This window comes from Kitasatospora sp. NPDC059160 (genome assembly GCF_042755465.1).
Classification (GTDB): domain Bacteria; phylum Actinomycetota; class Actinomycetes; order Streptomycetales; family Streptomycetaceae; genus Kitasatospora.
The window spans coordinates 1-19,001 of record NZ_JBHZCN010000024.1 but is presented as its reverse complement, the minus strand read 5'-3'; the positions used below and the strand labels follow the sequence as shown (position 1 = coordinate 19,001).

Sequence of the window (19,001 nt, the reverse complement as noted above, 5' to 3'; positions counted from 1 at the left end):
GGTGCACCGTGCGTGGCGTGAGCGGGACGACCGCCGGCCGGAACGGGGTGGGCGCATGAGCTCGCCCGCCGTCCAGATGGGCGCGATCGCGCGCCGCCGGGCCCGTACCGCCGCCTGGTCGCTGCTGGCCGTCGCCCTGCTGGTGGTGCTCACCGGCATCGCGCTCGGCACCGGCCAGGTGAACATCTCCGCCTGGGACGCGCTGCGCGCCCTGTTCGGCCAGGGCCAGTCCGGCGACGTCCTGGTGGTACAGCAGTTCCGGGCGCCGCGCGTGGTGTCCGCGCTGATCGCGGGAGCCGGGCTGGCGATGGCCGGCTCGATGCTGCAGCGGCTGTTCCGCAACCCGCTGGCCGCCCCCGACACCATCGGCATCACCGGCGGCGCCTCCTTCGGCGCGGTGCTGATGCTCGCCACCGGCGCCTCGCAGCAGCTGATCCCGCTGGCCGCGGTCGGCGGCGGGCTGCTCGCCGCGCTGCTGCTCGGCGGCCTGGCCTGGCGCTCCAGGATGGCCGTGACCCGGCTGGTGCTGGTCGGCCTGGCGGTCCAGCAGGGCCTGGCCGCCGCCGTGAACCTGATGATCGTACGGTTCCCGGCCGAACTGGCCTCCTCCGCCATGCAGTGGACCACCGGCTCGCTGTACGGGCGCAACTGGACCGAGGTGTGGATCGGCGGCACCGCCATCGCCCTCACCGCCGGGGCCCTCGTGCTCTGCCAGCGGCGGGTCGCCGTCCTCGACCTCGGCGACGACTCGGCCGGCGGCCTCGGCCTCGACCCCGCCCGGGACCGGCTCTGGCTGCTGCTGCTCACCATCACCCTCGCCTCGCTGGCCGCCGCCCTCACCGGACCGGTCGCCTTCGTCGCCCTCGCCGTCCCCCACCTGGTCCGGCTGCTCGCCGGGCCGCCCACCCCCGGCACCCTCGGCCTCACCGCGCTCACCGGCGCCGTGCTGCTGCTCGCGGCCGACCTCCTCGTGCTGCACGTGATCCCCGTCCACGGCCTGCCGGTCGGTGCCGTCACCGCCACCCTCGGCGCGCCCTGGCTCCTGGTGCTGATGATCCGCCAGGGCCGGCTTCCCCAGAGGAGCAGCTGATGACCTCCCTCCCGGCCCCCACGACCGCCAACCGGCTCGCCGCCCACGGCCTCGGACTGCGCTACGGCGACCGGACCATCGTCGACGGCCTCGACCTCGAACTCCCCGGCGGCGCCGTCACCGCGATCGTCGGACCGAACGCCTGCGGCAAGTCGACCCTGCTGCGCGGCCTCGTCCGGCTGCTCGACCCGGCCGCCGGCACGGTCACCCTCGACGGCGCCGACATCCACCGGATGCCCGCCCGCACCCTCGCCAAGCGGATGGGCCTGCTGCCGCAGCAGCCCGTCACGCCGGAGGCGGTCACCGTCGAGGCGCTGGTACGGCTCGGACGCTACCCGCACCAGCGGATGCTCAGCCCGTGGTCCAAGGCCGACCAGGCCGCGGTCGAGGAGGCGCTGGAGCGCACCGGGACCGCCGAACTGCGCGACCGGCAGGTCGACCGGCTCTCCGGGGGGCAGCGCCAGCGGGTCTGGATCGCGCTCGCGCTCGCCCAGGAGACCGACCTGCTGCTGCTCGACGAGCCGACCACCTTCCTCGACCTGCGGCACCAGCTCGACGTGCTCGACCTGGTCGCCGACCTGCACACCGAGGCCGGACGCACCGTCGTCATGGTGCTGCACGACCTCGGGCAGGCCGCGCGGTACGCCGACCACCTGGTGGTGCTCAAGGACGGGCGGCTCGCCGCGGCCGGTCCGCCCGCCGAGGTCCTGACGGCCGAACTGGTCGAGGCCGTCTTCGGCGTGCCGTGCCGGGTGGTGCCCGACCCGGAGACCGGCACTCCGCTGGTCGTGCCGCGGGCCCGGGTACGCACTGCCGCCGTGTCCGCCGCGTCGGCCACCGTCTGACCTCCTCCTCCCGTCCCCCCCTTCTCTTCCGCCTCCCCGTTCGACCCGATCCAAGGAACTCCGATGAACCGCCGACTCCCCGTCGCCGTCCTCGCCGTCACGCTGTCCGCCACGCTCCTCGCCGCCTGCGGCAGCAACGGGGACGGTGCCAAGTCCGGCGGTGACTCCGGCTCCTCCGCCGCCGCCTCGGCCGGCACCGCCGCCGGCTTCCCGCGCTCCGTCAAGCACGCCGCCGGGACCGCCCAGATCAAGTCCCAGCCCAAGCGCGTCGTGGTGCTGGACAGCGGTGAGCTGGACGACGTCACGCTGCTCGGCATCACGCCGGTCGGCGCGGTGTCCCCGCACATGAAGACCGAGGGCGGGTTCCCGAACTACCTCAAGGACAAGATCAAGGACACCAAGGACGTCGGCCCGATGAACGAGCCGAACCTGGAGCTGATCGCCTCCCTCAAGCCCGACCTGATCCTCTCCTCCAAGGTCCGGCACGCCAAGGTGTACGACCAGCTGAACGCGATCGCGCCGACCGTGCTGGCCGAGACCACCGGCTTCCCGTGGAAGGAGAACCTGGCGCTGTACGCCCAGGCCCTCGGCAAGGAGGACGAGGCGAAGAAGGCGCTGGCCGACTACGAGGAGCGGGCGCACAAGCTGGGCGAGGCGATCAAGGCCAAGTACAACGGGACGATGCCGACCGCCTCGGTGGTCCGCTTCGTGGCCGGGCCGACCCGCCTGTACGCGAAGGCCTCGTACAGCGGCGTGGTGCTCAAGGACGTCGGCCTGACCCGCCCGGCCCCGCAGGACGTGGACAAGAACATCATCGAGGTCAGCGCCGAGCAGGTCAGCCAGGCCGACGCCGACCTGGTGTTCGTCACCACTGCCGACGACCCGTCCAAGACCAAGGAGAGCGAGGTCCAGCAGACCCCGGTCTGGCAGGGCCTGAACGCCGTCAAGAACAACAAGGTCTTCACCGTGCCGGACGAGACCTGGATGTCCGGCATCGGCGTCCAGGCCGCGGACGCGATGCTCGTCGACATCGCCAAGGCGGCGGGCGTGGACGCGCCCAAGTAGTCGTCGCGCCACAACGAACAGCTGACGGCGAACAGATTTCAGAATTCAACTTTCAGAGTTCATCTTTCAGACGACAGATAACAGATGACAGATTTCGAACTCTGTCATCTGTTCGCCGTCCTTCGTCCGCCCCCACGCCCCGAGGACCATCCCCATGCGGCTCTACCTGCTCGCCCTCAACCCCACCGACTCGGTCACCCGCGGCTTCCTGCCCGCCGCCGCCCGGCTCGGACTCGACGTCACCGTCCTCACCGACCACGTCGAGGCCCACCAACGCGCGTACGCCAGAGCGGAGTTCGCCTGCGAGGTGGTGGAGTGCGACGTCCAGGACTTCCGCGAGGTCATCGGCCTGATATCCCAGCACCACACCCCGGCCGCGGTGTTCAGCAACAGCGACCACCTGCAGACCCAGACCGCCCTGGTCGCCGAGTACTTCGGCCTGGCCGGCAAGGACTGGAAGGCCGCCCTGCGGGCCAAGAACAAGGGCGAGCTGCGCCGCCACCTCGCCGAGCGCGGCCTGGACGCGGTGGAGTCCGCCGAGCTGGCACCCGGGCAGGACCCGAGCGGCCTCACCCCCTCGTTCCCGTGCATCGTCAAGCCGCGCGAGGGCGTCGCCAGCGAGGACGTCACCCTGGTCGCCGACACCGCCGAACTCGCCCTGCGGGTCGAGGAGATCCAGCAGCGCCGCCCCGGCGCCACCCTGGTGGTCGAGGAGTTCCTGGCCGGCGAGCTGTGCACCCTGGAGACCCTGGGCGACGGCCGGACCAGGCGCGTCCTCGGCGGCTTCCGCACCCGGCTCTCCCCGCCGCCGGACTTCATCGAAGAGGTGCTGACCTTCACCCCGGCGCACCCCCACCCGGTGGTCGATCAGGTGCTCGCCCAGCTCGACGCCCTCGGGGTCGGACTCGGCGCCTGCCACACCGAGTTCGTCCTCCAGTCGGACGGCCGCGCCCGCATCATCGAGGTCAACTACCGCGCCATCGGCGACCAGTGCGACCTGATGCTCGCCGAGATCCTCGGGATCCCCTACTTCGAGCTGGTGCTGCGCGCCCACCTCGGCGAGGAGCTGCCCGCCGACCTGGGAGCCCGCGGCGACCGGCGGGCCCGCCACGAGCGGGTCTGCGCCGAGCAGCCCGGCACCCTGACCGCCGCCCCCGAGCCGCACTTCGAGCGACGGGCCGACGGGGTCACGCTGTCCTACCTGCCGGTGCGCGAGCTCGGCGCCCGGCACGAGCTCTACCGCACCAACCGCGACTACCTGGGCATCGTCTGGGCGGTCGGTCCGGACCAGGATGCGGTGGACGGCGCGGTCGCGGAGTTCATCGCCGCCAACCGCTGGGAGATCACCTCATGAACCCGGCCGATCATCCCGCCCCCACCGCAACGGCCCCCGCCGCTTCGACCCTCGCCGGGCCGACCCCCACCGCAACGGCCCCCACCGCAACGGCTCCCGCCGCTTCGACCCCGGCCGAGCAGCTCACCCTGCGGGTGCTGTCCGCCCTGCTGCGGGAGGACGTGCTCGGCCTGCGCACCCGGGGCACCCTGGAGCAGCGCCCCGACGGACCCTGGCTGAGCGACGGCTCGCTCGCCCTGCCGGTCGCCCCCGACGGCTTCCAGGCCGACCACGCCGCCCGACTGCCGGAGCTGGAGGTCGACGGCGCCCGGCTCACCGAACTGACCGCCGTCCTGGCCCTGCTGGCGGAGCGGGCCGATCCGCTGGACCGCCCCGGCCACCTGGCCTTCGCCGAGGAGTGCCGGCAGACCCTCGCCACCATGGAGCTGCACGACCGGGTGCGGCCCGAGGTGCAGGCCGAACTCGCCGAGCGCTACGGCAAGGACGTGGCGGACTGGGCCGGCCCGCGCGCCGCGCTCGGCTTCGAGGCCCTCGCCGCCTTCCTGGACCACCCGGTTTACCCGACCGCGCGGGGCCGCTCCGGCCTGAGCGAGGCCCAACTCCGCTCCTACGCGCCGGAGTTCCACCCGAGCTTCGAGCTGCGCTGGCTCGCCGTCCCGGCCGGCCGGCTGACCGTGCACGGCGACGGTCCGCTGCCCGCCTGGTGGCCGAGCGCCGAACAGCTGGGCGTACCGCGCGAGTTCGCCACCGTTCCGGTCCATCCGCTCACCGCGGACGAGGACTTCACCCGGATCGCGCCGGGCGCGGTGCTCGCCCCCGAGCCGTACCTCGAAGTGCTCCCCACGCTGTCCATGCGCACCGTCGCCGTGGCCGCCGACCCGTCCTGCCACCTCAAACTGCCGCTCGCCACCGCCACCCTGGGCCTGCGCAACCGCCGCACCATCAAGCCGGTCACCCTGGTCAACGGCGCGGTCGGACAGCGCCTGGTGGAGGCCGTGGCCGCCCGCGAACCGCGCTTCGCCGGGCGGATCCTGCACGCCGACGAACAGCACTACGCCCACGCCGAGGACGAGCTGCTGGCCGTCCTGCTGCGCCGCTACCCGGAGGGCCTGGACGACGCCGTCAGCGTCCCGCTGGCCGCCCTGCTCGCCGAGGCGCCCGACGGCCGGCTGGTGATCGACCACCTGACCGACCGCTTCCACCACGGCTCCGTCCCCGCGCTGTACGAGGAGTTGCTGCGGCTGCTGGTCGACTGGCAGACCACCCTGTTCGGCCACGGCATCGCCCTGGAGTCGCACCAGCAGAACACCTCGCTGGTCCTCGACGGGACCGGCCTGCGGCTGCTCTACAAGGACAACGACGGCCCCCGGGTCAACACCGCCCGGGCGGTCCGCTCCCCGGTCCGCGAACTGGCCGCCCTGGTGGCCGAGTTCCGTGATCCGCGAATCCTCGGCGAGCAGGACCGCGCACTCACCGACCTGTTCACCACCATCACCGGCCACCTGTGCACCGCCTCGCTCGCCTTCGGCCTGGCCGCGCACGGCCGGGTACCGCTGGCGCGGAGCCTGGAGCTGCTGCGCACCGTCCTCGGCGAGGCGGTCGACCGGCTGGGACCGGCCGGGCAACCGCTGCGCACCGACCTGCTGGAGGCCGAACGGCTGCCGGTCAAGGCCATGGTGAGCGCCGGGTCGCTGCTCAGCAAGGAGCGCAGCGGCGCAGCGGACATCAACAAGCACTACACCAACGGACCCAACTACCTCCTGTCCGGGGACCGTTCGTGACGACCGTCGAACCCCTGTCGCGGCCGACCGAGGCCGCGGGGCTGGACCGGCGCCAGGTGCACGCGGTGGCGGCCTGCTACTTCGTCGCCTCCTTCGCCGCCCTCGGTCTGCCGCCGTACCTCACCGAGATCCTCCCCACCCTCGGGGACCACAGCGGCCACTGGGCCGGTCTGCTGTACGTCGTGCCGACCGTCTTCACCGCCCTCGGCGCCCCGCTGTGGGGCCGGCTGGCCGACCACTTCGGCCAGAAGCGGCTGCTGTTGCGCGCCCAACTCGGCCTCGCCGTCTCCTTCCTGCTCGCCGGAGCCGCCGACAGCCTGCCGGCGTTCACCGCCGCGCTGGTGCTCCAGGGCCTCCTCGGCGGCACCTTCTCCGCCACCAACGGCTACCTCGCCGCGGCCCTGGACGGCTCCCGGCTGTCCAAGGCGCTGACCCTGATGCAGGGCAGTGCCCGGGCCGCCCTGGTGGCGGCGCCGATCCTGGTGGGCGCACTGTCGCCGTGGATCGACCCGCACCGGCAGTACCTGGTGATGGCGGTGCTGCCGCTGACCGCCGCGGCACTGCTCAACTCCCTGCCGGAGCCGGTCCGTCCGACCGTCGCGCCGGCGGGCCGCGCCGCCGCCGCAACCGCCGCGACCGCCGCGACCGGCCCGGCCGACCCGCCCGGCTCCCTCCGGCTGCTCTACACCTTCGAGTTCGCCTTCGTCTTCGCCACCATCATCTCCTTCCCGTACCTGATCACCCTGGTCCAGCAGCGGCTGCCGGGGGCCGGGGGCACCGTCGCGGGCCTGCTGTTCGCGCTGCCGCACCTGGTCTACCTGGTCGCTGCCGGCCGGGTGCACGCCGCCGTCGAGGCACGCCCGCGCAGCGGACTGGCCCTGGGCTTCGCCCTGGTGGCCGTCGGACTGGTCGGCCACGCCCCGGCCCACTCACTGCTCACCTTCGCCCTCACCCGGGCCGTGCTCGGACTCGGCATGACCTTCGGCCTGGTCTGCCTCGCCGTCCTCGCCGCCGAAGCCGCCCGCGGCCGCGCGCCGGGCCGGATGTTCGGCACCCGCGAAACCGTCTCCAAGTGCGGTGCCGTCGCCGCCGGACTGGCCGCCGCGCTCGCCAACGGCAGCGGCGGACCGGCCGCCCCGGTCGTCACCGGCACCGTCGCCGCACTGGCCGCCGCCCTGCTCGCCCTCCTGACCCGTAGGAGTCCCCGATGACCGCCCGGCCCACCACCCTCCCCGCCACTCTCCCAGCCACGCCGTCGACCACGCCGTCGGCCACGGACCCCGCCGAACTGCCCGGCGCGGACGCGGCGGTGGCCCACACCCTGCTCAACTGCCTGCTGCGCGAGGTGTCCGCCCCCGAGCACCAGACCGCCGTCGACGACGGGCACCTGCTGCTGCGCCTGCCCCGCCGCGGCACCCTGCTGCGGGTCGCCCTGCGCCGCACCTCGCTGCTCGGGGCGCACCGGTTCACCGGCCCCGTGCACGAGGAAACCCCCGAAGGGTGGCGCGATTTGGGCTGGCGCGAGCTCGCCGGGTACGCCCAGGAGGAGCTGGAACTGCGCACCGGCACGGTGAACGAGGAGTTCCTCGACCAGGTGGCCTCCAGCCACCAGGGCGTCGGCGCGGGCCTGGCCGACCGGCCGGCCGCCGAGGCGGACCGCTACCTGGAGTCCGAGCAGGCCCTGCTGTTCGGCCACCGCTTCCACCCGGCCCCCAAGTCCCGCTCCGCCGCCCGGGGGGACTGGCGCCACTACGCGCCCGAGTCCCGCGCGGCCTTCCCGCTGCGCCACCTGGCCGTGCGCGCCGAGCTGCTGGCCGAGGAGTCCCTGGACCGGGACGCGAGCGCCGTCCTGGACGGCCTCGGTGAGGTGCCGGACGGCTACCGGCTGCTGCCCGCCCACCCCTGGCAGTACCAACTCATCGGCGACCACCCGCTGTTGCGCGCCGCCCTGGCCCGCGGCGACGTCCTGGACCTCGGCCCGCGCGGCGAGCACTTCGCCGCCACCGCCTCGGTGCGCACCCTGTACGGCGCGGACGCCTTCCTCAAGTTCAGCCTCAACGTCCGGATCACCAACTGCCTGCGCAAGAACGCCGCCTACGAGCTCACCGGCGCCGTCCGGCTCACCCGTCTGCTGGACCCGGTGCTGACCGACCTGGCCGGGCGCTTCCCGGACGCGGCGATGCTGCGCGAACCCGCCTTCCGCACCCTCGCCCTCCCCGGCGCCGACGGCCACCCCGACCGGGCCCTGTTCGAGGGCTTCGGCCTGATCCTGCGCGAGGGCTTCGGCGGCCTGCTGCGGCCCGGCGTCACCCCGCTGCTCGCCGGCGCCGTCGCCGACGAGCACCCGACCAGCTCGGCCCACATCTCCCGGCTGCTGGAGTCGAGTTCGGGCGGGGCGGCCGCGCTCGACTGGTGGCGCGACTACCTGCGACTGCTCCTCCCGCCGGTGCTGGCGGCCTACTTCGACCACGGCGTAGTGCTGGAGCCGCACCTGCAGAACGTGCTCATCGGCGTGGACGCGGACGGCCGGCCGACCCAGGTGCTCTTCCGCGACCTGGAGGGCACCAAGCTCGTCCCCGAGCAGAACGCCGAACTGCTGGCCGCGCTGCCGCCCGAGGTGGCCGGCCCGATGACCTACGACGCCGAGCGCGGCTGGGACCGGGTGGTCTACTGCCTGCTGGTCAACCACGTCGCCGAACTGCTCGCCGCCCTCGCCGACCGCCACCCCGAGCTGGAGGGCGCGCTCTGGCAGGCCGTCCGGGACGCCCTGGAGGAGTACGCGGCCGCCCACGGCCGCCCGCCGCGGCTGCGGGCCCTGCTGGCCGGTGTCCCGCTGCCCGCCAAGGCCAACCTGCTCACCCGCTGGGAGCGCAAGGCCGACCGGGAGGCCGGGTACGTCCGGCTGCCCTCCCCGCTGGCCGGCTCGGTGCTCGCCGAGGCCGCCCGCATGACCGCCCACCTTCCGACCGGGAGCGCCGTCCGATGAGCCAGACCCCCACCACCGGCGCCCCGGTGAGCGACGCCGTCCACCGCCACGTCGCCTCCCTCGCGCCCGACCAACTGCCCGCCTACGTCTACGACCTGGCCGCCCTGCGGGAGCACGCCGCCGCCGTCCGGGCCGCACTGCCCGAGCGGGTCGAGCTGTACTACGCCGCCAAGGCCAACCCGGACGCGCCGCTGCTGACCGCGCTGCGCGACGCCGTCGACGGCTACGAGGTCTCCAGCGGCGGGGAGTTGGCGCACGTACGGGCCGCCGTCCCGGACGCGCCGCTGGCCTTCGGCGGGCCGGGCAAGACCCCCGCCGAGATCCTCGCGGCGGTGGACGCCGGAGTGCACCGCTGGCACGTCGAGAGCGAGCAGGAACTGCACCGGCTCGCCGCCGTCCTGGCGGAGCGCCCGGCGGCCGTCGTGGACGTCCTGCTGCGGGTGAACCTGCCGGTGGTCACCGAGGCCCTGGACGCGGTGCCGCTGGCGATGGGTGGACGGCCGACCCCGTTCGGGCTCGACCCCGACCAGGCCGAGGAGTGCGCCCGGCTGCTCACCGACGGCGGCCCGCTCGGGCGCCGGCTGCGGCTGCGCGGGGTGCACGCCCACCTGGCCAGCGGGCTGGCGGCGGACGAGCAGCTGGCGGTCGCCGAGCAGATCGTCACCTGGTCGGCCGAACTGGCCGAGCGGCACGGCTTCCCGCTCGCCGAGGTCAACGTCGGCGGCGGGATGGCGGTGGACTACGACGACCCGGCACGGCGCTTCGACTGGACGGCCTTCGGCGAGGGCCTGGCCAAGGTGCTCGACGCCCACCCCGGGCTGACCCTGCGGATCGAGCCCGGGCGGGCGCTGACCGCCTACTGCGGCTGGTACGCGACCGAGGTGCTGGACGTGAAGCGCAGCCACGGCGAGGACTTCGCGGTGGTCCGCGGCGGCACCCACCACCTGCGCACCCCGGCCACCCGCGGGCACTCCCAGCCCTTCGCGGTGCTCCCGGTGGACGCCTGGCCGCATCCCTGGCCGCGCCCCGCCGTCACCACCGGCCGGGCCACCCTGGCCGGGCAGCTGTGCACCCCGAAGGACGTCCTGGCCCGGGCGGCGGACGGCGCGGCGGGCCTGCGGACGGCGGACCGGGTGCTGTTCGCGATGGCGGGCGCGTACGGGTGGAACATCTCGCACCACGAGTTCCTGATGCACCCGCGGCCCGGGTTCCACTACCTGGGCGACTGACCCGCGGCCGGTCGGAGGCCGGCCGGCGACCGAAGCCGAACCGCCGGGGAACCGGCGGACAACCAACGGATAACAGATGACAGATTTCGAAATCTGTCATCTGTTATCCGTCATCTGTTCCCCGTTCTCCGTCCGCCGCCACCCGCCGGCCGACACCCGCTCCACCCACTCGTGGGAGAGTGGTAACCGGCGAAGGGAGCGCGAACGTGCTGATGGACAAGGTGGCGGAGATACTCGCCGAGGCGTCGGCCGAGGCGGTGGAGCCGCGCTTCCGGGCGCTGACCGCCGGCGAGGTGATGGAGAAGGCGCCCGGCGAGGTCGTGACCGTCGCCGACCGCGAGGCCGAGGCGATCATCGCCCGCCGCCTGCACGAACTGCTGCCCGTCCCGGTGGTCGGCGAGGAGGCGGTGTCCGCCGACCCGGCGCTCGCCCTGGCCATCCACGACGAGCCCGCCGTCTGGCTGGTCGACCCGGTGGACGGCACCGCCAACTTCGTCGCGGGCCGCCCCGACTACGCCGTGATGTGCTCCCTGGTCCGCAGCGGCCTGACCGTCGCCTCGTGGATCTGGCAGCCCGCCACCGCGACCGCCTACCGGGCCGAACTGGGCTCCGGCGCCTGGCGGGACGGCGAACGCCTCACCCGCCGCCCGGCGCCCGCCGACGCCGGGAAGCTGACCGGCATCCTGAAGAGCCGCTTCCTCGACCCGGCCGACCGGCACCGCCTGGAGTCCCACTGCGCGGCCTTCGGCGAGATCTCCCCCGGCCGCAGCGCCGCCGGGATGGAGTACCCCGACGTCGTCGAGGGCCGGACCGACTTCATCTTCTACTGGCGGACCCTCCCTTGGGACCACGCCCCGGGTTCACTGCTGCTCTCCGAGGCCGGCGGCGTCTCGGCCCGCATGGACGGCGCCCCGTACCGCCCCGAGGCCCCCGGCTGCGAGGACGGCCTGCTGGTCGCCGCCGACCCCGACACCTGGGAACTCACCCGCGGCATCCTCCTGAACGGCTGACCGCACCGGACCCGACCCCAGCCCGCCCGGACCCCCCGTCCGCCCCGCCCCGCCCCGGCCCGGTCACCGCCCGCCCGCCCACCCGCGACGGCGACAGCGACGGCAACAGCGACGGCGACAGCGACGGCGCCGCTACCCCGCCCGCTCCCCGGCGACCTTGCGCCCCGCGCCGACCACCTCCCGCAGCAGCGCCCCCACCTCACCCGCCGTCGTGTGGGGGTTGAGCAGCGTGAGTTTCAGCCGCACCCGCCCGGGCCCGTCCCCCGGCAGTTCGGTCCGCCCGACCACCGCCCGTCCGGTGCGCAGCAGCAGCCGGCGCAGTTGCCCGTTCAGCTCGTCCACGGCGGCCTCGTCCGTCATCCCGGGCGGCCGGTAGCGGAAGAGCAGCGCGGTGAGGACGGGCTCGGCGTGCAGTTCGAGCGAGGGTTCGGCCCGGACGGCGTCCGCGGCCGCCAACGCCAGGTCGTGGCAGGCGTCCACGAGCCGGCCGAGGCCTTCCCGGCCGAGGGTGCGCAGCGTGACGGCGAGCTTGAAGGCGTCGGCCCGCCGGGTGGTGCGCAGCGAGCGGCCGAGCAGGCTGGGGTAGCCGGCCTGCTCGTCGTCCACGGGGTTGAGGTACTCGGCGCGCCGGGCCAGCGAGACGTAGGTCTCGGCCCGGCGGACCAGGAAGACCCCGGCGGCCGCGGGCTGCCAGCCGAGCTTGTGCCAGTCCAGGGAGACCGAGTCGGCGCGGGCGATGCCGTCGAGCAGCGGGGCGAGCCGGTCGGAGAGCAGCGCGCCGCCGCCGTACGCGGCGTCGACGTGCAGCCAGGCGCCGTAGCGGCCGGCCAGGTCGGCGGCGGCGTGCAGCGGGTCGATGGCGCCGGTGTCGGTGGTGCCGGCGGTGGCGACGACGGCGATCGGGGTGCGTCCGGCCCAGCTGGCCTCGGCCAGGGCGCGTTCCAACTCCTCGGGGGGCATGCGCAGTCGGCGGTCGACGGGGACGGCGAGGACGGAGCGTTCGCCGAGTCCGAGCAGGGCGGCCGCGCGCTGGACGGAGAAGTGGGCGGCCTCGGAGGCGAGGATGCAGGGCCGGGCGCCGGCCGGGATGCCGTCCAGCTCGACGATGCCGTCGAGCTTCTGGTCCCGTGCCAGCATCAGGCCCATCAGGTTGGACTCGGTGCCGCCGGAGGTGAGCACCCCGGCCGCGCGGCGCGGGTCGTAGCCGACCAGGGTGGCGAGTTCGGCGAGCAGGGCGGTTTCCAGGGCGGTCGCGGCCGGGGCCTGGTCCCAGGAGTCCTGGGAGGGGTTGAGCACGCTGACCGCGAGGTCGGCGGCGGCCGCGACGGCGAGCGGCGGGCAGTGCAGGTGGGCGGCGCAGGCCGGGTCGGCGGGGTCGGCGGCGCCGTAGGCGAGCAGTTCGGTGAGCCGGGCGAGCGCGCCGCGTCCGCGGGCGCCGGCGAGGCCGTCCGCGACCAGGGCGGCGATCTCGGCCGGGCTGCCGGCGGGCAGTGGCCCGGAGCGCAGCGCGGTGCCGGTGTCGAGGGCGTCGAGGACGGTGGCCAGCAGCGGGCCGAGGGCACCGGGCCCGGCGGCGCCGCCCGCGAGGGCGTCCGGATCGCCACCCCCGCCGGGCAGTTCGGGCGGTACCGCCCCGGGGTCGGCGGCGGTCACGCCCCACCCCGCGCCGTCGAAGCCGAAGCCTGAACCCGAGCCGCTCCCGCGCCCGAGCCCGAACCCGATCCCGAAGCCGTGGCCTGAGCCGTGGCCGGAGCCTGGGCCGCCGAGGCCGCCGAGGCCGCCGCGATCGCCTCCGCCAGCCGCTCCAGCACGGCCGCGACCTGCTCGTCGGTGATGGTCAGCGGCGGCAGCAGCCGCAGCACCGCGTCGTGCCGCCCGCCGAGTTCGACGATCAGCCCGCGGGCCAGGCAGGCCTCGCGGACCCGTACGGCGAGCGCCGGATCGGCCGGGCGGGCACCGCAGGCGTCGGGGTCGGCGCCGGGGTCGACCAGTTCGACCCCGATCATCAGCCCGCGCCCGCGCACGTCGCCGATCGCGGGCAGTTCGGCGGCGAGTTCACGCAGCCGGGCGGTGATCCGCTCGCCCGCCACGGCGGCCCGCTCGGCCAGTCCGTGCGCGGCGACGTACCGCAGGGTGGCGGCGCCGGCGGCCATCGCGAGGGTGTTGCCGCGGAAGGTGCCGGTGTGGGCGCCGGGCCGCCAGCCGTCGTAGTCCTCGCGGTAGACGACCACGGCGAGCGGCAGGCTGCCGCCGATGGCCTTGGAGAGCACCATCGCGTCCGGGAGGATGCCGCTGTGTTCGACGGCCCACATCGCGCCGGTGCGTCCGACGCCGGTCTGCACCTCGTCCACGATCAGGGGGATGCCGCGCTCGGCGGTGATCCGGCGCATCTCGCGCAGCCAGCCGTCGGGGGCGGGCACGACCCCGCCCTCGCCCTGGACGGCCTCCAGGACCATCGCGGCGGGCGGCACCACACCGCCGGAGGGGTCGTCGAGCAGCCGCTCGACGTAGGTGGCGCCGAGTTCGGCGCCCGCCTCGCCGCCGACCCCGAACGGGCAGCGGTAGCCGTACGGGTAGGGCAGCCGGACGACCTCGCCGCCGCCGGGCAGCGGTTCCTTGACGGCGACGTTGCCGGTGAGCGCGAGGGCGCCGGCCGTCATGCCGTGGTAGGCGCCGGTGAAGGCGAGGGCGCCGGAGCGCCCGGTGGCGGTCTGCATCAGCTTGAGGGCGGCTTCGACGGCGTCCGTCCCGGCCGGCCCGCAGAAGTGCACCCGGGCGCGGGAGGCGAACTCGGGGGGCAGGCTCTCGAACAGCGCGCTGGTGAAGTCGTCCTTCTCGGCGGTGGCCAGGTCGAGCAGGTGCAGCGGGGCGCCGCTGTCGAGGGTGCGGCGGATCGCCTCCAGCACCACCGGGTGGTTGTGCCCGAGGGCGAGCGTCCCGGCGCCGGAGAGGCAGTCCAGGTAGCGGCGGCCGTCGGCGCCTTCGACGGTCATGCCGTGGGCCCGGACCGGGACGATCGGGAAGGACCGGGCGTACGTCCGGGCGGCGGACTCGCGGACGCGCTGGCGGCGCAGGATGGCTTCGCCGGCGGGCGGGGCCGCGGCGGCGGTGGCCCCGGAGGCGGCCTGGGCGGGTACGGCGGCGAGCGACAAGGCGAACCCCCAGAAGAAGTTAGGTAAGCCTAACTTTATCGCCCGTGACCTGCCGGAATGCCGCGGGGGCACCCAGAACCACCCGAGTGAGTGAACCTCCCCCGACAGCGCCCGCGGCTCCCCCGTCCGGCCCAACGAACGAGGGCACCGAAAGGTCACGGGCGGCAGCGCCCCATCCGTGCCCGCCACCAACCCCCCATCAACGCCCCGCCGTCACCGCCCCTTCCAGCGGTAGCAGAGCTCCGGCCGCCCCACGCTCCCGTACTGCGGCTCGCGCACCGCCCGCCCGGTGTCCACCAGGTGCTCCAGGTACCGCCGCGCGGTGATCCGGGACACCCCGGCAGCGGTACCGGCGGCCGCCGCCGACAGGCCGGTCGAGGCCTCCCGCAGCACCGAGGCCACGGTGTCCAGGGTCGGCGCGCTCAGCCCCTTCGGCAGCGAGTTGCGCTCGGGCGTGCGGAGCAGGGCGAACGCCTGGTCGACCTCGTCCTGTCCGGTCGCCTCGCCGGTGCGCCCGAGGCTGTCCCGGTAACGGGCGTAGCGCTCCAGCCGGTCGTGCAGCGCCGCCGCGCTGAACGGTTTCAGCAGGTACTGCACGACCCCCGCCGAGACCGCCTGGCGCACCATGGCGAGGTCACGGGCCGAGGTGACCGCGATGACGTCGGTGGCGTGCCCGGCCGCGCGCAGGGTGCGGCACAGCTGGAGGCCGTGGCCGTCCGGCAGGTAGAGGTCGAGCAGGGTGAGGTCGACGGGCGTCCCGGCGGCGCGGGCCCGCTCCAGGAAGCGCAGCGCGTCGGCGCAGCTGTGAACGGTGCCGACGGCGCGGAAGCCGGGCTCGCGCTCGACGTACAGGGTGTGCGCGGCGGCGGCCACCGGGTCGTCCTCCACGACCAGGACGGAGATCCCGCTCGGGGCGGCGCCGCTCACGCCGGAGCCGTCCACACCTCCGCCGCTCACGCCGACACCCCGCCCTGCTCCAGCTCCCGCACCCGGCCGCCGGTCAGCGGCAGCCGTACGGTGAGCACCGCGCCGCGCTCGCGCCCGACCTCGACGGTGCCGCCGTTGCGCCGGGCGGCCTGGGCGACCAGTGCCAGACCCAGGCCGTGCCCGTGGCCGTCCTGCTTGGTGCTCCAGCCGCGCCGGAACACGTCCTCGACGGCGGCCGGGTCGATGCCCGCACCGGTGTCGGCGACCCGCAGCAGCAGACAGGCGCCCCCGCCGCCCACGCCGAGCACCCCGCCGTCGACCGCACCGCCATCGCCCCCATCGCCACCAACCCCATCGCCCGCATCGCCGTCGATCCGCGCGGTGACGGTGACCTCCGGCGGGCCCGGGCTCTGCGCGGCCCCGGCGATGGCGGCGTCCACCGCGTTGTCGATCAGGTTGCCGAGGACGGTGATCAGGTCCCGGGCGGAGAGCCCGGGCGGGAGCACCCCGTCGTCGATCCGGCTGTCCTCGGTGAGGGTCAACTCCACGCCCCGTTCGGCCGCCTGGGCCGCCTTGCCGAGCAGCAGCGCGGCCAGTACCGGCTCGCCGACCGCGGCGACCACCCGGTCGGTGAGCTGCTGGGCGAGGGCGAGCTCGGCGGTCGCGAACTCCACCGCCTGCTCGTGGCGGCCGAGTTCGATCAGCGAGACGACGGCGTGCAGCCGGTTGGCGGCCTCGTGCGCCTGCGCCCCGAGCGCCTCGGTGAAGCCGCGTACGGAGTCCAACTCTCCACTCAGCGACTGCAGTTCGGTGTGGTCGCGGAGGGTCACCACCCGGCCGAGACCGGTGCCGATGGTGGAGGTGTTGAGCACCACGACCCGCTCGGCGGTCAGGTGCACCTCGTCCCGGACCGGCTCCTCGCCGAGCACGGCGGCCACCAGGGCCTCCGGCAGCCCCAGCTCCGCCACCGGGCGCCCGTCCAACTCGCCTTCCAGTCCGAGAAGTTCGCGAGCGGCATCGTTGCACAGCACCACCCGGTGGGCCCGGTCGAGCAGGATCAGCCCCTCCCGCACCGACCTCAGGGTCGCCTGGTGGTACTCGTAGAGATGGCTGAGCTCGTCCGGCCGCATGCCGTGAGTGTGCCGCCGCAGCCGGGAGTTGGCGAGGTAGGTGCCCGCCCCTCCGAGCGCCAGCGCGGCCACCGCGACCCCGACCAGGGCGAGCAGCGGTCCGCTCAGCTGCGCGGAGATGGACTCCAGCGTCAGCCCCACGCTGACCAGCGCGATCACCCGGTGCTGGTCGTCCCACACCGGGGTGACCACCCGGACGGAGGGGCCGAGCGTGCCGGTGTAGGTCTCGCTGCGGGTCTGCCCGGCCAGCGCCCAGTCGATGTGCCCGAGGTAGCGCTTGCCGATCTGCTCGGGCAGCGGGTGGGTCCAGCGCACCCCTTCGGTGTCCATGACGGTGATGAAGGAGACCCCGACGTCCTGGCGCACCTGCTCGACGTACGGCTGGAGCACCGCGGTCGGGTCCGGCCCGGCGACGGCGGAGCGCACGGACGGGGAGTCGGCGACGGCGTGGGCCACCGAGGTGACCTCGCGGCGGGCCGCGTCCTCGGTGCGCTCGGCGGTGAACAGGTACGCCAGCACCGCGCCGCCCGCCACCACGGCGGCGACGATGACCACCTGGACGACGAAGAGCTGCCCGGCCAGGCTGCGGACCAGCCGGCGCGGCAGCGGGAGCCAGCGGCGACGCGAGCGGGTGGGGGCGGTGCTCACGGACATGCCTGCCAGTGTGCACCACGGCCCCGCACACTCCCGGGCCCCGGGCACCCCGCGCCCGAGTACTGCCCGGCCCCGAGCGACACCCCGGCCGTTCCCGTCCCTCCGTGAACTCTATGAACGCAAACGTGACCTCCGTCACTCCAGGGCCCCATAGTCGGATCGGCCCACCACCCGGGGCCGCCAGGACTGCAGGGCGAAGGAGCCGCAGATGTCGACCACCGAGACCGCCACGGCGGGGGGACCCAGACGCAAGGACCGGACCCACTACCTCTACCTCGCCGTGATCGCCGCAGTGGTCGCGGGCGTGGTGGTCGGACTGGCCGCCCCCGGCTTCGCCGTCGAGTTGAAGCCGATCGGCACCGGGTTCGTCAACCTGATCAAGATGATGATCAGTCCAGTGATCTTCTGCACCATCGTGCTGGGCATCGGCTCGGTCACCAAGGCCGCGAAGGTCGGCAAGGTCGGCGGCCTCGCCATCGGCTACTTCCTCGCCATGTCGACCGTCGCCCTGGCCATCGGCATGGTCGTCGGCAACCTGCTGGAGCCCGGCGGCGGCCTGCACCTGACCGCCGCGCTCGCCAAGTCCGGCCACGCCCAGGCGGCCGCCGGCGGCGCCCAGTCGACCACCGACTTCCTGCTCGGGATGATCCCCGACACCCTGTTCTCGGCCCTCACCCAGGGCAAGGTGCTGCAGACCCTGCTGGTCGCACTGCTGGCCGGCTTCGCCCTGCAGGCCCTCGGACCGGTCGGCGCACCGGTGCTGCGCGGCGTCGAGCACCTGCAGCGGCTGGTGTTCCGGATCATGTCGATGATCATGTGGGTCGCGCCGATCGGTGCCTTCGGGGCGATGGCGGCGGTGGTCGGGGCGACCGGCGTCGACGCGCTGAAGAGCCTCGCCGTGATCATGATCGGCTTCTACGTCACCTGCGCGCTGTTCGTCGTCGTGGTGCTCGGGACCCTGCTGCGCCTGGTCGCCGGGGTCAACGTGTTCGCGCTGCTCAGGTACCTCGGCCGCGAGTTCCTGCTGATCCTCTCGACCTCCTCCTCCGAGAGCGCGCTGCCCCGCCTGATCGCCAAGATGGAGCACCTGGGCGTCAGCCGCCCGGTCGTCGGCATCACCGTGCCGACCGGCTACAGCTTCAACCTCGACGGCACCGCGATCTACCTCACCATGTCCTCGATCTTCATCTCCGAGGCGATGGACAAGCCGATGTCGATCGGCGAGCAGCTCTCGCTGCTGGTCTTCATGGTGATCGCCAGCAAGGGCGCGGCCGGGGTCACCGGCGCCGGGCTGGCCACCCTCGCGGGCGGCCTGCAGTCGCACAAGCCCGCACTGGTGGACGGGGTCGGCCTGATCGTCGGCATCGACCGGTTCATGTCGGAGGCCCGCGCCCTCACCAACTTCGCGGGCAACGCCGTCGCGACCGTGCTGATCGGGCACTGGACCGGCGAACTGGACGCCGAGCGCGCCCGCCGCGTCCTGGACGGCCGGCTGCCGTTCGACGAGCTGACCCTGGTCGACGGCCACGGCGGCGCCGCCCCCGAGCCGGAGGCCGTCCCCGCGGTGCCCGCGACGGCGGCCACGACGGCGGCCACCGTCTGAGCGCTCCCACGACTCCCCCGGTCCGGCGCCAGCACCTCCCCCGGAAACGGCGCCGGGCCGGGGGGCTTCCCGTTCCCGGCGCCGCGCCGGACCGGGGGGGGGGGGGGGGGGGCGCGGGGGTCCCCCCGGTCACCCGGGCAGGACTACTGCGAGCCGCTGTCCGCCCCTGCCACCC

At 74.6% G+C, this 19,001-nt stretch carries 14 protein-coding genes; 10 read left to right on the top strand and 4 right to left on the bottom strand.

What is annotated here, in order from left to right; genetic code table 11:
- The first annotated feature begins 55 nt into the window (after positions 1 to 55).
- The 9 genes from ACFXOZ_RS12750 to ACFXOZ_RS12710 all read left to right on the top strand — a co-directional run bounded on the left by ACFXOZ_RS12750 (position 56) and on the right by ACFXOZ_RS12710 (position 11,360).
- Entirely contained in the window at positions 56 to 1,090 is a 1,035-nt protein-coding gene (locus tag ACFXOZ_RS12750) for a FecCD family ABC transporter permease (RefSeq protein ID WP_380589872.1), read from the top strand.
- Entirely contained in the window at positions 1,090 to 1,935 is an 846-nt protein-coding gene (locus ACFXOZ_RS12745; RefSeq protein WP_380589869.1) for an ABC transporter ATP-binding protein, read from the top strand. Before ACFXOZ_RS12750 ends, ACFXOZ_RS12745 begins: the two co-directional genes overlap by 1 nt.
- A 63-nt stretch (positions 1,936 to 1,998) precedes the next feature.
- Complete coding sequence (locus ACFXOZ_RS12740; protein ID WP_375891333.1) at positions 1,999 to 3,000, top strand: ABC transporter substrate-binding protein; 1,002 nt, start codon at positions 1,999 to 2,001, stop codon at positions 2,998 to 3,000.
- A gap of 154 nt (positions 3,001 to 3,154) precedes the next feature.
- On the top strand, positions 3,155 to 4,354 hold the full coding sequence (locus ACFXOZ_RS12735) for an acetyl-CoA carboxylase biotin carboxylase subunit family protein (protein WP_380589865.1): 1,200 nt from the start codon (positions 3,155 to 3,157) through the stop codon (positions 4,352 to 4,354).
- Positions 4,351 to 6,135: an IucA/IucC family protein gene (locus tag ACFXOZ_RS12730; RefSeq protein ID WP_380589862.1), complete on the top strand. Its 1,785-nt coding sequence runs from the start codon at positions 4,351 to 4,353 to the stop codon at positions 6,133 to 6,135. The genes ACFXOZ_RS12735 and ACFXOZ_RS12730 overlap by 4 nt, the downstream gene beginning before the upstream one ends.
- Entirely contained in the window at positions 6,132 to 7,346 is a 1,215-nt protein-coding gene (locus ACFXOZ_RS12725) for an MFS transporter (RefSeq protein WP_380589859.1), read from the top strand. The genes ACFXOZ_RS12730 and ACFXOZ_RS12725 overlap by 4 nt, the downstream gene beginning before the upstream one ends.
- Entirely contained in the window at positions 7,343 to 9,121 is a 1,779-nt protein-coding gene (locus ACFXOZ_RS12720; protein ID WP_380589857.1) for an IucA/IucC family protein, read from the top strand. The genes ACFXOZ_RS12725 and ACFXOZ_RS12720 overlap by 4 nt, the downstream gene beginning before the upstream one ends.
- Positions 9,118 to 10,350 carry a type III PLP-dependent enzyme gene (locus ACFXOZ_RS12715; RefSeq protein WP_380589854.1) on the top strand — a complete coding sequence of 411 codons (1,233 nt, stop codon included), beginning with the start codon at positions 9,118 to 9,120 and terminating at the stop codon, positions 10,348 to 10,350. Before ACFXOZ_RS12720 ends, ACFXOZ_RS12715 begins: the two co-directional genes overlap by 4 nt.
- A 212-nt stretch (positions 10,351 to 10,562) precedes the next feature.
- Positions 10,563 to 11,360 (top strand): inositol monophosphatase family protein, encoded by a 798-nt coding sequence (locus ACFXOZ_RS12710; protein WP_375890758.1) that lies wholly within the window; start codon positions 10,563 to 10,565, stop codon positions 11,358 to 11,360.
- Positions 11,361 to 11,492: 132 nt separating this feature from the next.
- Here the strand turns inward: ACFXOZ_RS12710 and ACFXOZ_RS12705 are convergent, their stop codons facing one another.
- From ACFXOZ_RS12705 to ACFXOZ_RS12690, 4 genes are all read right to left on the bottom strand, one after another.
- Positions 11,493 to 12,977 (bottom strand): pyridoxal phosphate-dependent decarboxylase family protein, encoded by a 1,485-nt coding sequence (locus ACFXOZ_RS12705; RefSeq protein WP_375890760.1) that lies wholly within the window; start codon positions 12,975 to 12,977, stop codon positions 11,493 to 11,495.
- A 32-nt stretch (positions 12,978 to 13,009) separates the two neighbouring features.
- On the bottom strand, positions 13,010 to 14,512 hold the full coding sequence (locus ACFXOZ_RS12700; protein WP_380589852.1) for a diaminobutyrate--2-oxoglutarate transaminase: 1,503 nt from the start codon (positions 14,510 to 14,512) through the stop codon (positions 13,010 to 13,012).
- 213 nt (positions 14,513 to 14,725) lie between these two features.
- Positions 14,726 to 15,469 carry a response regulator gene (locus tag ACFXOZ_RS12695; RefSeq protein ID WP_375890561.1) on the bottom strand — a complete coding sequence of 248 codons (744 nt, stop codon included), beginning with the start codon at positions 15,467 to 15,469 and terminating at the stop codon, positions 14,726 to 14,728.
- A complete protein-coding gene (locus ACFXOZ_RS12690; RefSeq protein WP_380521001.1) occupies positions 15,466 to 17,223 on the bottom strand; it encodes an ATP-binding protein in 1,758 nt (585 codons plus the stop codon). The genes ACFXOZ_RS12695 and ACFXOZ_RS12690 overlap by 4 nt, the downstream gene beginning before the upstream one ends.
- A gap of 208 nt (positions 17,224 to 17,431) precedes the next feature.
- Here ACFXOZ_RS12690 and ACFXOZ_RS12685 point away from each other — a divergent pair, with 208 nt between their 5' ends.
- The gene (locus ACFXOZ_RS12685) at positions 17,432 to 18,826 is read left to right on the top strand and encodes a cation:dicarboxylate symporter family transporter (RefSeq protein WP_375890565.1); all 1,395 of its coding nucleotides are present in this window, start codon (positions 17,432 to 17,434) and stop codon (positions 18,824 to 18,826) included.
- Positions 18,827 to 19,001: the final 175 nt, after the last annotated feature.

What these genes read in the sequence shown, in the direction of transcription:
- ACFXOZ_RS12750 (WP_380589872.1), top strand. Translation starts at nt 56, where the DNA reads ATGAGCTCGCCCGCCGTCCAGATGGGCGCGATCGCGCGCCGCCGGGCC.
- ACFXOZ_RS12745 (WP_380589869.1), top strand. Translation starts at nt 1,090, where the DNA reads ATGACCTCCCTCCCGGCCCCCACGACCGCCAACCGGCTCGCCGCCCAC.
- ACFXOZ_RS12740 (WP_375891333.1), top strand. Translation starts at nt 1,999, where the DNA reads ATGAACCGCCGACTCCCCGTCGCCGTCCTCGCCGTCACGCTGTCCGCC.
- ACFXOZ_RS12735 (WP_380589865.1), top strand. Translation starts at nt 3,155, where the DNA reads ATGCGGCTCTACCTGCTCGCCCTCAACCCCACCGACTCGGTCACCCGC.
- ACFXOZ_RS12730 (WP_380589862.1), top strand. Translation starts at nt 4,351, where the DNA reads ATGAACCCGGCCGATCATCCCGCCCCCACCGCAACGGCCCCCGCCGCT.
- ACFXOZ_RS12720 (WP_380589857.1), top strand. Translation starts at nt 7,343, where the DNA reads ATGACCGCCCGGCCCACCACCCTCCCCGCCACTCTCCCAGCCACGCCG.
- ACFXOZ_RS12715 (WP_380589854.1), top strand. Translation starts at nt 9,118, where the DNA reads ATGAGCCAGACCCCCACCACCGGCGCCCCGGTGAGCGACGCCGTCCAC.
- ACFXOZ_RS12710 (WP_375890758.1), top strand. Translation starts at nt 10,563, where the DNA reads ATGGACAAGGTGGCGGAGATACTCGCCGAGGCGTCGGCCGAGGCGGTG.
- ACFXOZ_RS12690 (WP_380521001.1), bottom strand. Translation starts at nt 17,223, where the DNA reads ATGTCCGTGAGCACCGCCCCCACCCGCTCGCGTCGCCGCTGGCTCCCG.
- ACFXOZ_RS12685 (WP_375890565.1), top strand. Translation starts at nt 17,432, where the DNA reads ATGTCGACCACCGAGACCGCCACGGCGGGGGGACCCAGACGCAAGGAC.